This window comes from Enterococcus sp. DIV1089c (assembly GCF_050530965.1).
Taxonomy (GTDB): domain Bacteria; phylum Bacillota; class Bacilli; order Lactobacillales; family Enterococcaceae; genus Enterococcus_B; species Enterococcus_B hirae.
On record NZ_CP172888.1, the window covers coordinates 2,259,591 to 2,274,902 of the forward strand.

Annotated in this window: 15 protein-coding genes; 4 read left to right on the top strand and 11 right to left on the bottom strand. The window is 36.1% G+C overall.

What is annotated here, in order from left to right:
• Positions 1-182 precede the first annotated feature (182 nt).
• A complete protein-coding gene (locus tag IGL30_RS10670; protein WP_010720853.1) occupies positions 183-1,556 on the top strand; it encodes an amino acid permease in 1,374 nt (457 codons plus the stop codon).
• A 111-nt stretch (positions 1,557-1,667) separates the two neighbouring features.
• Here IGL30_RS10670 and IGL30_RS10675 read toward each other — a convergent pair whose 3' ends face one another.
• From IGL30_RS10675 to IGL30_RS10705, 7 genes are all read right to left on the bottom strand, one after another.
• Complete coding sequence (locus IGL30_RS10675) at positions 1,668-2,084, bottom strand: hypothetical protein (RefSeq protein ID WP_010737110.1); 417 nt, start codon at positions 2,082-2,084, stop codon at positions 1,668-1,670.
• A gap of 25 nt (positions 2,085-2,109) precedes the next feature.
• A complete protein-coding gene (locus IGL30_RS10680) occupies positions 2,110-2,304 on the bottom strand; it encodes a hypothetical protein (protein ID WP_010737109.1) in 195 nt (64 codons plus the stop codon).
• Positions 2,305-2,342: 38 nt separating this feature from the next.
• Entirely contained in the window at positions 2,343-2,876 is a 534-nt protein-coding gene (locus tag IGL30_RS10685; RefSeq protein WP_225792576.1) for a hypothetical protein, read from the bottom strand.
• 454 nt (positions 2,877-3,330) lie between these two features.
• On the bottom strand, positions 3,331-4,221 hold the full coding sequence (locus IGL30_RS10690) for a LysM peptidoglycan-binding domain-containing protein (RefSeq protein WP_088745243.1): 891 nt from the start codon (positions 4,219-4,221) through the stop codon (positions 3,331-3,333).
• A gap of 113 nt (positions 4,222-4,334) precedes the next feature.
• Positions 4,335-4,505 carry a hypothetical protein gene (locus IGL30_RS10695; RefSeq protein ID WP_010720855.1) on the bottom strand — a complete coding sequence of 57 codons (171 nt, stop codon included), beginning with the start codon at positions 4,503-4,505 and terminating at the stop codon, positions 4,335-4,337.
• A gap of 1 nt (position 4,506) precedes the next feature.
• Complete coding sequence (locus IGL30_RS10700; protein WP_088745244.1) at positions 4,507-5,178, bottom strand: NAD(P)H-dependent oxidoreductase; 672 nt, start codon at positions 5,176-5,178, stop codon at positions 4,507-4,509.
• 77 nt (positions 5,179-5,255) lie between these two features.
• A complete protein-coding gene (locus tag IGL30_RS10705) occupies positions 5,256-6,161 on the bottom strand; it encodes an AraC family transcriptional regulator (RefSeq protein WP_034699918.1) in 906 nt (301 codons plus the stop codon).
• A gap of 194 nt (positions 6,162-6,355) precedes the next feature.
• On the opposite strand from IGL30_RS10705, the gene IGL30_RS10710 reads away from it, so the two are divergent.
• The 3 genes from IGL30_RS10710 to IGL30_RS10720 are packed head-to-tail and all read left to right on the top strand — an operon-like array spanning position 6,356 to position 10,053.
• A complete protein-coding gene (locus IGL30_RS10710) occupies positions 6,356-7,813 on the top strand; it encodes a glycoside-pentoside-hexuronide (GPH):cation symporter (protein ID WP_430618255.1) in 1,458 nt (485 codons plus the stop codon).
• A gap of 15 nt (positions 7,814-7,828) precedes the next feature.
• Entirely contained in the window at positions 7,829-8,863 is a 1,035-nt protein-coding gene (locus tag IGL30_RS10715; RefSeq protein WP_088775367.1) for an aldose epimerase family protein, read from the top strand.
• Between the two features lie 2 nt (positions 8,864-8,865).
• Positions 8,866-10,053 carry a galactokinase gene (locus IGL30_RS10720; protein WP_010720860.1) on the top strand — a complete coding sequence of 396 codons (1,188 nt, stop codon included), beginning with the start codon at positions 8,866-8,868 and terminating at the stop codon, positions 10,051-10,053.
• Positions 10,054-10,269: 216 nt separating this feature from the next.
• On the opposite strand, the gene IGL30_RS10725 is transcribed toward IGL30_RS10720, so the two are convergent.
• The 4 genes from IGL30_RS10725 to IGL30_RS10740 all read right to left on the bottom strand — a co-directional run bounded on the left by IGL30_RS10725 (position 10,270) and on the right by IGL30_RS10740 (position 14,960).
• A complete protein-coding gene (locus IGL30_RS10725; protein WP_010720861.1) occupies positions 10,270-10,737 on the bottom strand; it encodes a DUF4809 family protein in 468 nt (155 codons plus the stop codon).
• 542 nt (positions 10,738-11,279) lie between these two features.
• Positions 11,280-13,094 (bottom strand): oligoendopeptidase F, encoded by a 1,815-nt coding sequence (gene pepF / locus IGL30_RS10730; RefSeq protein ID WP_123874994.1) that lies wholly within the window; start codon positions 13,092-13,094, stop codon positions 11,280-11,282.
• Positions 13,095-13,217: 123 nt separating this feature from the next.
• Positions 13,218-14,213: a competence protein CoiA gene (locus IGL30_RS10735; protein WP_430618260.1), complete on the bottom strand. Its 996-nt coding sequence runs from the start codon at positions 14,211-14,213 to the stop codon at positions 13,218-13,220.
• Between the two features lie 99 nt (positions 14,214-14,312).
• Complete coding sequence (locus tag IGL30_RS10740; RefSeq protein ID WP_010720865.1) at positions 14,313-14,960, bottom strand: adaptor protein MecA; 648 nt, start codon at positions 14,958-14,960, stop codon at positions 14,313-14,315.
• Positions 14,961-15,312: the final 352 nt, after the last annotated feature.

Genomic DNA, 15,312 nt, shown 5'->3' on the forward strand with positions numbered 1-15,312 from the left:
GCATTTTCAAGTATCCCGCATGATTTTTTTTACAAGAAAGGCTCGCAATTTGTGAGAACTTTCTGTAAAATCACATCAAGAGTTTTAAAAGCAAATTGTCTTTATTGATCATTTATTTGTTATTAATGTCTATCATTTATTCGTATTTGCTTGTTTTACTCAAAAATGAAAGGAGTTTTAGTATGGAAGAAGAAAAATTAACTCGAAGCCTTAGTGCCCGTCACATTCAGATGATTGCACTAGGAGGAACGATCGGCGTAGGATTGTTTATGGGTGCTTCCTCAACCATTCGTTGGACAGGTCCCTCAGTAATGGTTGCCTATGCTGTCGCAGGTCTCTTTCTTTATTTGATCATGCGAGCACTTGGCGAAATGCTTTATGTCGATCCTTCAACGGGTTCTTTTGCGAATTATGCTAGTAATTATCTTCATCCTGTCGCTGGTTATTTAACTGCTTGGAGTAACATCTTTCAGTTTATTGTTGTCGGGATCAGTGAAGTCATTGCAGTCGGTGAATATATGAATTATTGGTGGCCTCATCTGCCAACAATCATTCCTGGGATTGTTGTCATCCTCTTTTTGATGCTTGCCAACTTAGCTTCTGTTAAAGCTTTTGGTGAACTAGAATTTTGGTTTTCAATGATTAAAGTCGGCACGATCGTTTTGATGATTCTGGTAGGGCTAGGTGTCATCTTATTTGGCTTAGGAAATCAAGGCCAAGCAGTCGGGATCTCTAATCTTTGGAAAAATGGCGGTTTCTTTACCGGCGGAGTAAAAGGTTTCTTTTTTGCGCTATCCATTGTTGTTGCATCTTATCAAGGAATCGAGCTGATCGGAATGGCCGCTGGAGAAGCTGCAAATCCGAAAAAAACGATCGTTGAAGCTGTTCAATCAACTATTGGACGAATCTTGATTTTTTACATTGGTGCTATTTTTATTATCGTAAGTATCTATCCATGGAATCAATTAGGCACAATAGGTTCCCCATTTGTTCAAACATTTTCTAAAATCGGGATCACATTTGCTGCCGGATTGATCAATTTCGTCGTCTTGACGGCTGCCTTATCTGGGTGTAATTCAGGTATTTTCAGTGCCAGTCGAATGATCTACACCTTAGCAATCAATGGAAAAATGTCGAGGAAATTTTTAAAACTAACCCGTCATGGCGTACCTTTTTATCCAGTCGTAGCGATTTCTAGCGGGATATTGATTGGCCTAGTTTTAAATTACCTGTTACCTTTGTTTGTGAATCATGCAGAAAATATTTTCGTTTTTGTCTATAGTTCCAGTATTTTACCGGGGATGGTTCCTTGGGTAGTTATCTTACTTAGTGAGATCCAATTTAAAAAACAACACCCAAAAGAAATGAGAGATCATCCATTTAAAATGCCATTATCACCTTATACCAATTATCTTACTTTATTATTTTTAGCCATTGTCTTGATTTTTATGTTTATCAATCAAGAAACAAGAATTCCATTGATTATTGGTCTCGTGTTTTTGTGCTACATGACGATTCATTATTTTCTACGTGAACGAAGACTGAAAAGTCGCTAATCTTCATCAAAAAAGCAGGGCTTCCCATCAAATGGGTCCCTGCTTTTTTACTCTTTTTTAGTTAAATGCACAAATAGCGTTTTTTATTGTTTGAAACAAATAGAAATTTTTCTATACTAAATCTAAAGTTCCTTGGAATTTAAATTCCATTTGTGGTGGTGGTCCCCAATTTGCTACTCTTTTGTCTCCTGTCCAATAAACATACCCTTGATACTTTCGACCACTTACATATTCAACATACCAATATTTACTTTGTGCAGGTTTCCCACCCCAAGTCGATCCTACTTTCATCCAAACTTGGGCTGAAAAGATTGGACTAACTCTCACTAAATGATTAGATTTAGTAATTTCTACAATATTATCATTGTTCTCAACTACATATACATCTGTTGCAATTTCACTTTCCGTTTCATCTAGGTATATAAATAGATGATCCGTCGTTGTATTTTGTTCTGCTGCAACTGGAACAGCTAATCCAACTAAACAAAATATAAAAATAAGTGGAATTCCTAATCCAAAACTCTTCATCCTAATTGCCTCCCATTTTTAATAATCATTTTTTTAATCTCATGATTAGAAGATAACTAATTGAATAAAATACAATAAAAAGTAGACCTGAAAGAAATATATCATTAAAAAATGATAAAAAATTCAGTGTTCCATCAATCAATGCCTTTATTGTGCCGACAATTATATAGCCTATAAAAGCTGATAATATATTTAAAACTTCATGCTGATTTTTCTTCATACATAAACACTTCCTAAAAAATAATATCTACTCAGATATCATTGTAAATAATAGTATTGATATACAAATCCTCTTACTACAAAAACTCTACCATGTTTAAAATTACCACCAGTTATAACACCTGATATCCCACCTATGGCGGAACCCCAACCAGCGCCTGGGAGTAAACTGCCTAGAGCTCCTATAATTGCTCCAATACCGGCTTTACTTATATTATTCAACCAAGTTTTACTAATATATATATCAACATTCCCCTTTCTAGCTTGTCCATGCCACACAATCTTAGTGACACCATTACTTCTTGGTGTGAGCTGCTTTTTAGAAAGAAAAGAAGAATCCAATCCTTTCATTTCAAGAAACGCTTTTAAATTATTGTCTGTTATCGTTACGATTGTGCTGTCCTCTTCTACTTGAACATCGAAATAATCCGAATTTTCTTTATAAAACTCGATTGGATCCGACCTATTATCTACTATTCCACTTGCATAAACATTAGTTCCAAAAGTAACTAGTGGAGTTAATCCCAACAACAAACTAGCTATGCAACAAATAAAATTACTTTTTTTAAACACGACTATCATCTCCTTGTTATTTTTACAAAATCATTTTATAAAGAAAACGCTTTCTAATCAAGCGATTTTTCCGTTTTTTTCATTAAATTTCCTATACGTTCAACTTCGAGGAAATTTAAGCGAAGCAATTAGATAAGTGATTTTCAACATACTTAAAATAAGCAAGACAAATGATTGATATACGCATTGATAGAAGTTCATTGTAATAGCTAACCACTTAGTCGTTTTTTTGAAAGCTAAGAGGCGCTAGACGGACTTTTTTCAATGTTTACGACTTTCTAAAATTAAGAAAATTTCTCATCGAATAATGCTCCCAATGATTTCTGTGTCAATGGCTTACTCCAAACTACGATATACGTAAATAAACCATTTCAATTCAAAAAAATAAGCTAGTGTCCAATCAATTGATTGGTCGCTAGCTTATTTTTGCTGATCAAGGCATCTTGTCAGTGGCTTAATTCAATTTCAATACTTCTCCAGGACTGAAGAAATAGCTGTCCATCGTCATCCCATTCAATGATAAAAGCTTATCAACTGGTATCCCTGTACGTTCTGCAATCTGGTTTGGCCCTTCTCCTTGTTGAACGACAGTAGTAGCAACTTGTTCATTTGAAGTAGCACTTGCTGTCTGTCCTTCGGTTCCTTGGGTAGCTTGACTGGAAGATTGTGTCGTTGAGTCAGTCGTCTGAGAAACACTAGTTTCCGTTTCACTAGTTGTTTGACTGCTTGACGTTTCTGCTTGTACCGAAGCACTTGTTCGGAGATAGATATCAGAAATTTTAGCTACTTGTTCCGTATAATCTGCTGAAAGTTGGTTGATCCAATTTGCAAGATCTACACCTTCTTTGGTTGGCGCTGCTTGATACGTTGCTTGTAGTTTGCTGATCCCTTCATCAGAAATAGCTTGTAGCGCTCGAGCCTTTTGATTAGCAATCGCAGACAACCCCATCACACCGTTTTGATTGTTCTGAATCTCAGCTTGGTATTCTTCGATCAAACGAGGTGTTTGTTCTTCCAATTTCTTTGTATAATCTGTCATAATCATTTGTAACTGATCCGTCAGTGTGCCTGTTTTCGATTCTTGGGTCGAACTTGCAGTTTCTTTATTTTTTGGTTTCGTTGTGGAAGAGGCTTTTTTTGTGGTTGTTTCGCTTGTTTTTGCGACCGAACTTTCTGCACTCGAACTATTCTTCCCATGGAAATAAAGAGCTGTAACAGCACCTATAAGGACCAAGCAAACGGCAACAGCCGAACCAATTTTGATCAATCGGCGTTGCGTTTCTTTTTTCTGTTGTTGTCTACGAGCCATTCGGACATTGACTCTTTGCTCGTTTTCTTCGTTCATTTCTTTCACCACCCATTAGTATATAAAATAGCGTTCTCAATCCTACTTTAATCCCATTGTAGCAAATAATCATCATTCTGAACATTTTAAACTGTGTTATTTATAAACAAAACTCACCATTTTTGATGATTCCAGGATTCTCCATCGATTTCTCCTTGTAATTGGACTTTTCGTTCTGAAATTTCCAGTAAAAGTTTTTTTGTTTCATGCAACACAGCTTTTGTTTCATAATCTACCGATGTACTTAATTCTTCCAATTGTCGTACAAACCATTCTTCCGCCATTTTATTGCTCCTTTAATTCTTGTAAGATAAATGTGAGGTCTTCAATCTCTTCTTTTTCATTCTCTAAATAGTCGATTAAGAATGCTTGCTTAGTCTGATCTAGTTGTTGTAAAGAATGATTGCTGCTTAGTCGCTCAATAAACCAGGTTATTCGCTGGATCAAGGTCGGTTTGCCTACTAATGTCAGGTATTGTTGATACGCCACTAAACGCTCCCAACGTTTTTCTTCTGTTTGATACATGAATTGCGCCATCACAAATGGAGGTAAAAAAGTCATTTCAAACTTGTGGGCAATCCGCTGATACGGTCTTAAAAATTCAGAAATGGTATATTCTTCTTTCCCGCCTGCTTGATATTCTTTTTCAGAAACGCCAGTTGTTACGACAATCCCTAATTCTTTGCCTTTAAGAAATTCGTCAGCGTGTTCCAATACAGTGTCCTCCCATAGTTTTAAATGAGCTGGCGCACTATACCAATACAAAGGGAATTGGAAGATGATCCGATCATGTGTTTTTAATAATTCAAGTTCTGTATCACGATCAATCGTCCAATCTGGGTAATGTTTTTCCAAATGATGCCAAGTAACCGTTAAATTTTCAGTTGCTTCTTTGAAAAACTGTTGGTTCAATGATGTCTCAATCGTAGGATGACTAACGATAATCAAAGTTCTCATTTCTTGACTCCTCTTCATTCTTGCTATTTCCTAGTTTAGCACAGAACACAAAATGTCATTAGTCTCCTGCCTTATGGTTAGGTAGACCAGGAAACAATCTCTTGTTCTTCTAATTCTTTCTTCAAAGCACCTAATGAAAGGTTTTTGGACGCTTCATTTTTCATCCGTTTCCGATAATTTGTTGCTGTTTCTCCAGTTGTCTTTTTGAACATTCGGCTAAATACAACTAAACTATTAAAACCAACTTGATAAGCGATACTCTCTACTGAATCATCAGTCAACGATAATAAAAATGCTGCTCGGTTGATTCGTACGCCAATCAAATATTCTTTAATACTCGTTCCTAATTGATTTTTAAAGACTCTTGATAGATGACTCCGGTTGACTGACAGTTGTCGAGCAATTTCCTCTACTGTTAAATTTTCTGGATAGTGTTCTTCAATATACTTCACTGTTTCGATTGCTAGTGGCGAAGAGACTTTTTGATTTCCCAAACCGATTTTCCCGCCATCTTTTAGTAATACGGATAAAAAGCGATAAGTCAAAGCCGTCAATTCTAATTCATCTGCTAAACCGTCTTGTGAATAATGAAGACAGTCCAAAATAATATCTATATATGCCGAAATACCTGCAGAAACCATTGTATACTGATCTTCTTTGAATAAGGAACGTTCAATGATTTCTTTCGCTAATGGCCCTCCAAAAGACAACCAACAGTAGACCCAAGGCTCCTCACCATCTGCTAAATAAAAAGTAGAATCACCTGGCCGGATTAAAAACAGATCCCCTTTTTGCAATTGATATTGCTGTTCTTTCACATGGTAAGTTCCTTTACCTTCCATCACGACATGTAACACATAATCTTGTCTGATTGCTGGACCGAAAGAATGATATGGCAAAGTTTTTGAAAATCCACAAAAGTCAAAATAACACCCTTTAGCTAATTCTTGACGTTCTTTTTTTAAAAATATTGCTTGCTCCATCGCTCTCACTCCTTTGTTTTTACTTTACTCTTCTTGTTCTACAACGTGCAACAAAAAGTTAAATATTAGTCACAAAAATATATTCATCAGGAAGCGTTTTCTTGATAAAGTCAATAGTAGAAAAAGAACTTTATTTATTTATTGTAACCGGTTAACTTTTTATTGTATATTTAACAAAGAAGGGATTAGATACTATGAAGAACAAAATGATACAACGGGTTTCTTATGCTTTAGGCGCATTCGGTCATGATACTTTTTATGTTACTCTCAGCACTTATTTTATGGTTTTTGTAACAAGCGAGATGTTTGCAGGTACAGATAAAGCAACTACTGCCCGAATGATCGCTACGGTGACCAGTTTAGTCGTTGGTATTCGTTTAATTGAAATCGTTTTCGATCCATTGATTGGCGGGATTATTGATAATACTCGAACAAAATATGGGAAATTTAAACCATGGCTGGTCATTGGTGGTTTAGTTAGTTCATTCCTTTTGATTTTTCTTTTTACTAATTTCTTTGGCCTTGCTACTCACAATACAACTTTGTTTATCATCCTTTTTACCATTGTTTTTGTATTATTAGATAGTTTTTATTCATTTAAAGATATTGCTTTTTGGTCAATGATTCCAGCTTTAAGTACTGAAACCAAAGAAAGAGAAAAATTCGCGACTTTTGCTCGATTCGGTTCTTCCTTAGGAGCAAACGGGACCACTTTGGTCGTCGTACCAATCGTCACATTTTTCACTTATTTAGTTACTGCTCATCATGTTGAAGGCGCTTCAGGTTGGTTCTGGTTCGGTGTGATTACCGCTGTGATCTCTGGAGGAACTGCAATTATTACAGCTTTAGGAACAAAAGAAGTCGACACGGCGATTCGTCAACAAAATGAAAAAGCAAGTATCAAAGATGTCTTTAAAGCAATTGCCCAAAATGACCAATTAATGTGGTTAGCACTTTCTTACATTGCTTATGCTATTGCCAATGTAGCAACAACTGCCGTTTTATTCTACTTTTTCAAATATGTCTTAGGTCAACCAACTCAATTCTGGATAGTCGGTTTAGTGGCAGCTTTACTTGGACTAGTCGCTGTGCCTTTATTCCCTGCTTTGACACGATTGATTTCTAGACGCTATGTCTATATCGGCGGTATTGCGATGATGATCAGTTCTTACTTCTTCTTCTCTATCGCAGGCACTAGCTTACCGATCGTGATCGTTGGACTTGTTTTATTTTACTTCCCACAACAGTTGATCTTTTTATCTGCCTTGATGACGATCACTGATTCTGTGGAATATGGACAATGGAAAAATGGGATTCGTAACGAAGCTGTGACTTTATCGATTCGCCCACTGCTCGATAAAATTGCAGGTGCTTTATCTAATGGGATCGTTGGGTTTGTCGCAATCGCAGCTGGTATGACTGGAAATGCTTCTGCTGCTGATATTACCAATCATGGGATCATGACTTTTAAAGCGTATGCATTTTATGTTCCTGCAGCATTGATGTTCTTTTCTGCCATCATTTTTGCTTGGAAGATCACTTTAACAGAGAAAAAACATGCGCAAATCGTCAAAGAACTAGAAAATAAATTGGCTTCACATAAAGAACTCGCATCTGAATTAGAAGATGACTTTATCATTCCACAACATTAAGAAAGGAATTATATTATGACGATTACAGAAAAAGACTTTGGTCAGGGGTACCATTTGATCACATTATCCAATACTCACGGACTTAAATTAGCCGTCACTGACTTAGGTGCACGGATCGTTCAACTAACTGCTAATGATCGGGAATTAATTTTAGGGTTTGACTCCGCACAAGAATATTTGACAAAAGATGCCTATATCGGTGCAACGATCGGACGAACAGCAGGTAGGATTGAAAAAGGACAATTTTCTTTGAATGATCAAACCTATCAATTGAGTGTCGATCCTCAGACAGGGCATTCACTTCACGGAGGTACACCAGGATTTGAACAGAAAAAATGGACGTATCAACTAAGTGAAACAGACGAAGAAAGCTCAGTCACATTTACTACTACCAGTCCCGACGGAGAACATGGTTTTCCTGGAAATCTATCCGTAGAAGTTTGTTATACTTTGACAGAAGACAACATTTGGCGTGTTAGAACGCAAGCAATCAGTGATCAGGATACGCTTTTCAATCCGACCAACCACGTGTATTTCAATTTAAGTGGCAATGTAGAAGAATCAATTGATCAACATACACTTTGGCTAGACAGTGAGTCTTTCGCTCCATTACGACCTGATAGTATACCAACTGGCGAAAAAGCGAGTGTTGCTCAAACACCTTTTGATTTTCAAACACCTCAAAAATTAGCCACCGTCTTTACTAGTCAATTTGAACAAAAACAACTCGTTGACGGGATCGATCATCCTTTCTTTTTAAATAACCCAGATATGAATCATGTATCGGCTTATTTATTAAGTCCCGATGAACAAATCAAAGTAAGCATCATGACCGATTCACCTAGTGTTGTGATCTTCACTGCTAACTTTGGGCAAGATACCCCAGAAATGCATGGAAAGAAACTAGCCAACCACGGTGGTATCACGTTTGAGACTCAAATCGCTCCCGGAGCTGAACAGTATCCAGCTTTTGGAAATATTCATTTAACAGCACACACACCATTTGAAACAACTACAGAATTTAAAATCGACACAAGAGAGGGTATCTAACTATGGAAATCAAACGCAGTTTAAATACAAAATTTGCAGAAATCTTTGGACCTAAAAAAACCACACAATATTTTTCTCCAGGCAGAATCAACTTGATTGGTGAACATACAGATTATAACGGCGGGCATGTTTTCCCTGCCTCCATCACTTATGGCACACAAGGAGTTGCCGCACCTCGTGAGGATAATAAAGTATTGGTCTACTCAACAAACTTTGAAGACGACGGTGTCATCAGCTTTACTTTAGACCAACTTGATTACGACAAACAAGCAGGATGGGCAAACTATGTCAAAGGTATGATCGTTAAACTAAACGAAGCAGGCTACCCAATTGAACATGGTTTTGAACTCTTAGTTGAAGGGACGATCCCTAATGGTGCAGGACTTTCAAGTAGCGCTTCCTTAGAATTGTTAGTCGGTGTTGCCTTAGAAGACTTATTCCATTTATCCATTGATCGACTTGAATTAGTTCAAATTGGTAAAAAAGTAGAAAATGAATTTATCGGTGTCAACTCGGGGATCATGGACCAATTTGCGATTGGCTTTGGCGAATTAGACAAAGCTATTCTACTTGATACAAATACGTTAAAATATGAAATGGTTCCAGTAAAATTAGATGGCTATGCAGTAGTAATCATGAATACAAATAAACGTCGTGAATTAGCTGATTCTAAATATAATGAACGACGTAGTGAATGTGAAGAAGCACTAAAACGTCTCCAACAAAAATTAGCTATCCAAGCATTAGGTGATTTAGACGAAGAAACATTTGAAGCAAACATTGATTTGATTGGTGATGACACATTGATTCGTCGTGCACGTCATGCAGTTACTGAAAACCAACGAACACTAGAAGCTAAAGCTGAACTGGTACAAGGAAACTTGGCTGCTTTTGGTCAATTATTAAATGCTTCACACGATTCGTTGAGACATGATTATGAAGTAACTGGTATCGAGCTTGATACATTAGTCGATGCAGCTCAAAAACAAGAAGGTGTTCTAGGCGCCCGTATGACAGGAGCTGGCTTCGGTGGCTGTGCGATCGCATTAGTCAAAGAAGAAAATATCCCTAACTTTAAAAACAAGGTCTATGATGAATACTTAGACGTCGTTGGCTACGCCCCAGAATTTTATGTGGCACACATCGGCAATGGTACTACAAAGATTATGGAAGAAAGTGTTTCAGCTTAATCCAATGAAAGAAATGTAAGGTAATTCAACGTTACGGTTCAAAAGAATAAAGCAAAAGTTAGATCGTCACTTTTCAAAAAAACAAATAATCATGAAATGCTATCTGAAGTGTCAAAACAAAGACCGACCGTCAAAAGTTCATTTAAACAACTTTTGGCGGTCAGTCTTTTTGTAGCTAATTTCCTCCCCATATCCATTTCAATAAAACATCTGCTATTATTGAAATAAATACGCATGATCCGTTTGATCTTCGATTCGTTTTTGCCATTCAGGATCATGTTTTGGTACAGTGGCTATTTCTTTAAATTTGTATGGTCCTAATTCAAAAAACTGTTGAAGGATCTGATTCACTTGCTCAAATAAGGCTGGACGCTCCATCCTATTTTTGACGGTCAGTTGCTGATCAGCTGTACAAAAAGTCACATTCCCTAATTCTTCAGAAACATTGATCGTCTTGCCCGCTCTACTCAACTGGCGAACTTCTCCTAACATTTCATAGATGTCCTCACCTTCATATCCTTCTAGTAGTGCTAGACTGTCAACTAACGAACCCACAGTCAAATCAGCGATGATTGCTGTTTTCGTTCCTAATTGCAGCGAATAGATCGCAGCATCTACGATACCACAGGCATTACAACCACCTTCTGTTAACTCACTTTTTCTAGTGATTTGTACTTCCATCATTTATGGGTCACCTTCTTCCTATTATAGCTCTGTTTTTTATTCTTCGCGTTCTTTGCTCTTCTTTTCTTCATTTCCAAGCGAGCAGCTTCTCGCAGACAACGTACATGACAATTGACATAAGTTAACACTACTTCATCTGACTCTTGTTCAAATCCCCAAAAAGACATATTCATCCTTCCATTTCTTTTTTGAATGTGTATGGTACAAAAATATTATGCAACTTCTCTGACAATAAGAAAAATTTTGGCTTATTTCATAGAGTTGACACTTGAATACCATCTATGTATTTTTAGAAGTATTGATAGGCATCCCCAACATCTATCAGACAAATTATTTTCTATAGCATAAGAAAAAATAAAATTTACGTCAATATAAACAAGCAACTATAAAAAAATAAAATGCTCTTATTTATTTTAATTATGAGGTAAATAACTAAAACCCACAGAAATCCACATAGGACTTTTGTGGGTTTCAGCTATTTAGATCAGATAAAAGAAACAGAAGCTATCTGTTGATAATCAAAGCATTCTTGTCTCGAACACTTATGACAATTTTTCAACTAGTTCCTCTAATTCATTTAATCGTTGTTCAAACTTAGTCATAGCTGATTCGATATAATCAGCTTTTGTCATGTCGACGCCTGCTTTTTTCATGACTTCAACTGGGTAATCACTATTTCCTGATTTCAAATAAGTAAGGTATTTTTCTAGAGCATCTGGCTCTTGACCCAAAATTTTCTGCGCCAAAGCAGAGGCAGCTGAAAATCCTGTTGCATATTGATAAACATAATAATTATAGTAGAAATGTGGGATACGAGACCATTCATATTTGATTTCCGGATCTTTTTCTACCGCTGATCCATAATATTTGGCATTCAATTCCCCATAACTGTCGCTTAGATATTCACTGGTCAAAGGTACACCTTTGGCATCTTCTTCATGCATGAAATGCTCAAATTCTGCAAATTGTGTTTGTCTGAAAATCGTTCCTTTGAATCCATCAAGATAATGATTCAAGACATATGCACGAACACGTGGATCTTGTTCAGTTTCAAGCAAGTATTCTGTCAAAATATTTTCATTAGTTGTTGAAGCAATCTCTGCTAAGAAAATGGAATAATCACCGTAAACAAACGGTTGATTTGAACGAGTAAAGTAACTATGCACACTATGTCCCATTTCATGTACGAGCGTAAATAATTGATCCAACGTATCATGCCAGTTCATTAAAATATAAGGATTGGTATCATAGCTTCCTGAAGAATAAGCGCCACTTCGTTTCCCTTTATTTTCGACCACATCGATCCAACGGTCAGCAAAAGCTTTTTCTACCACTGACAGATATTCTTCCCCCATTGGTGCCAAAGCTTCCAAAGCTTTCTGTTTCGCTTCTTCGTAAGTGAACTTGATAGGAGCTTCTCCTAATACTGGTGTATATAGATCATACATATGCAGTTTTTCTACATTTAAAAGACGTTTGCGTAATTCCATATAACGATGCAATAGCGGAAGATTTTTATTGACTACTTCAATCAATGTATCATAAACACTTTCTGGGATATGATTGTTGCTCAAAGAAGCTTCTCTAGCAGAATGATAATGGCGAATTTTTGCTTTGTAATTGTGCCCTTTGATATGGGTACTCAATGTTGAAGCAAACGTATTTTTAAATTGATCATAGACACGATAAAGCCCTTTGAATGCAGCTTCTCTAACTGTACGATCTGTGCTTTCCATCAATTGACCATAGACACCATGAGAAAGCTGGATTTTTTTCCCATCTTCTCCCACGATCGTAGGAAACTCTAGATCGGCATTGTTTAAAACAGCAAATGTATCACTGGAAGCGCCAAAAATTTCTCCTGCTCCAGCTAGTAATGATTCTTGTTCTGCAGATAATATATGCGCACGATTATCCACCATTTGTTTTACGTAATTACGATACAGTTCTAACTTCGGCTCTTGCTCAAAATACTGCCAAATCTGCTCATCCGAAAGTTGAAGGACTTCTGGTTCATACCAAGAGACTGCTTCACTTACTTTAGAAAATAAACTTCCTGCTCTCGCATATAAAGCTTGATAAGTCGTATTTGCTGTATCTTGGTCATTTTTTAAATGAGCATAGACATAAATGAGTTCCACTTTTCGGTAAACATCTAAAACAAATTCAAGCACATTCAGAAATTCTGTCGCACCCTTTGCTAATGTTCCTTTATATTGATCGGAATTTTTTAATTCTTCTGTTAATTCTTGGTATTTTTCATCAAATTCTTGATCGCTAGAAAAGATTTTGGTGAGATCCCAAGTCAGTTCTTCAGGCAATTCTTCTCGTTTTGGTAATTGGGTCGTTTCACTCATTTAATACACTCCTTTATTGTTTTCACTCTTTTTTTCTAATTCATATTGAAAATAGAAAAATGAATAAGCCTACTAAAATCAGCTACTCTTAATTAGTGTATCATAATTTATTTCTGTTTGACATCAAGAATATCTCCTCACACTCCTGGTAAAGCAATTGGAAAATCTTTTTCTTATCAACCATTGGATAAAGCCAAGTTGTTTTATTTGGTTCAATTTTTTGGAGCCAATTGAGATACTTCCATTGTTGGCTTCTGCCTGCTTGTTCACTGATGATTTCTTCAAATAACAGACGATAAAAGAAAACTTTTTCTTGAAAATAAAAAAAAATCGACTTTCTGCGTACATCCACGGAGATAAATAAAGTAAATGTTTTTTTCTAAGATAGAATTGTTTTTGTAAATGAACGTATTTAGACTGACGATAGTATAATTTTTTTTGTAACCATTTTTGACAGCCAACATTAGTAAGAACTTTTTGCCGATTTTGATTCTCCATCTGTTTTTCTAATAGACTTACAGGAGATTCACTAAAGAAAGGCCAGCTAATTGTTTCATAGGTTACTGTTCCAGAAAATAATTCTGCCAAATGATAAAACAAATATAATCTTTTTTCCAGCCAATCGATTTTCCATAAATGAGTACCCATGGTGTCATTGTACATACAAAAGTACTTTTCTCTCGTTTTTAAACGATCATTTTTGAAAAAAGCAGAGCCTAAGATCCACCAAACACGATAGTTTTTGCTTAGATATCCTTTTGTTCGTTCTTTCATCCGTTCATAAGCGAGAACTGAACACTGAATTTCTATGGCTAGATCCCCGCAAAGGATATCTGGTCTTTGTCGAAGGGCTGGTAAATAGGCTTCTAAGACAGACGGATGAGTAACAAATTGTCTACACCACTCAAAAAAATATTTTTTGAGTTGGAGATGCTCCGTTGTTTCTTTCTCACTAAAACCAAAACAATCCTGTAAATTTTTGTGAGCAAAATGTGCTGTTTTTTGCTGCCCAGTTTTTAATATCACTGGTTCCTTACAAGCTGGGCAGAAAAGACTTTGCCGTTTCGTACATTTTGTAGCCAGATATCTTTTTCCATGTTTATCAATCGCAACCATCATAAATTAGCTGCCCCCCTCCTAAAAGAAAATACGTCAAAAAAGAATCTGATCATTTTCATTGACCAGATTCTTCAAATTGTTTCTTTGATTATTTGCTGCTTACGCAAAATAAAATTTTGTACGTTCCAAAGCATTTCGTTCCATAAGTAATTGCGCATATTCGTTCAATGTTTCAATGGTCCGATCGCTTCTTTCTGCAAACTCTAAAATTCGAGCTACTTCATTAGCGACATCTGTTTGGTTTAAATCTTCCATCCAAAAATGTACGGCTAAATAGTAGATACCATCTAGTAAATACAAATCTGTCCAGGCTGATTCCAACTCGACATCATTGGCTAGTTGAATCATTTGTTCAAAGTCTTCAAAAGCAAAAATCGCTTGGTGTTCTGTTTCATCGGAAATGCGTTCAGTCGTTTCTTCTTCATTATTTAAGATTTGTTGCTGGATAAATTCAGTTACATCATCAGAATCTAAAGAGTCTTCGTCTTCTTGGAGCATTTCTTCATTCGGTAAGTTTTTACTAATAAAAAGTTCTAAACCGTCTCCTTTAGGAAGCACTTGAAATGTAACAGCTTCGCTACTGCGGAACTCATCTTCAATATCAACTTCTTCTAAAATACTGTAGAAAAAATTTTCGATCTCTCTATGGTTACCAAGCAAGTCTAAAAATGAGACGCCTCGCTCTTCTAAATCTTCATGACCGATCATTACTCGGATCGTATTTTCATTAATATGTTCCATTTCCATCTGGCTACACCTCACTTTGCCACAACTATCAATATAACTTCATTGTAGCGAAATAAGCTTAAATGTAAAGAAAAAAAATTACCATTTAAAATCAAAATAAGTTTTTAATTTAACCTTGACATCATTTTTTTCACTTAGCTAAACGTAAAAAAGAGCTTAGGACAAAAAGCCACTCCTAATGCGAGAACGAATAAACGGCATTCAAAAAGTAATCCTTAACAATAAATCGAATTTTTGATACCAAGTATTTTGGTCTTCTCAAATCTTGCTATCAGCTAAAGAATAAAATTCATTTACATGTTACATCTAGTTATATGTACTTTCTATTCCGGTAAAAAAAAACTTAGAAAAA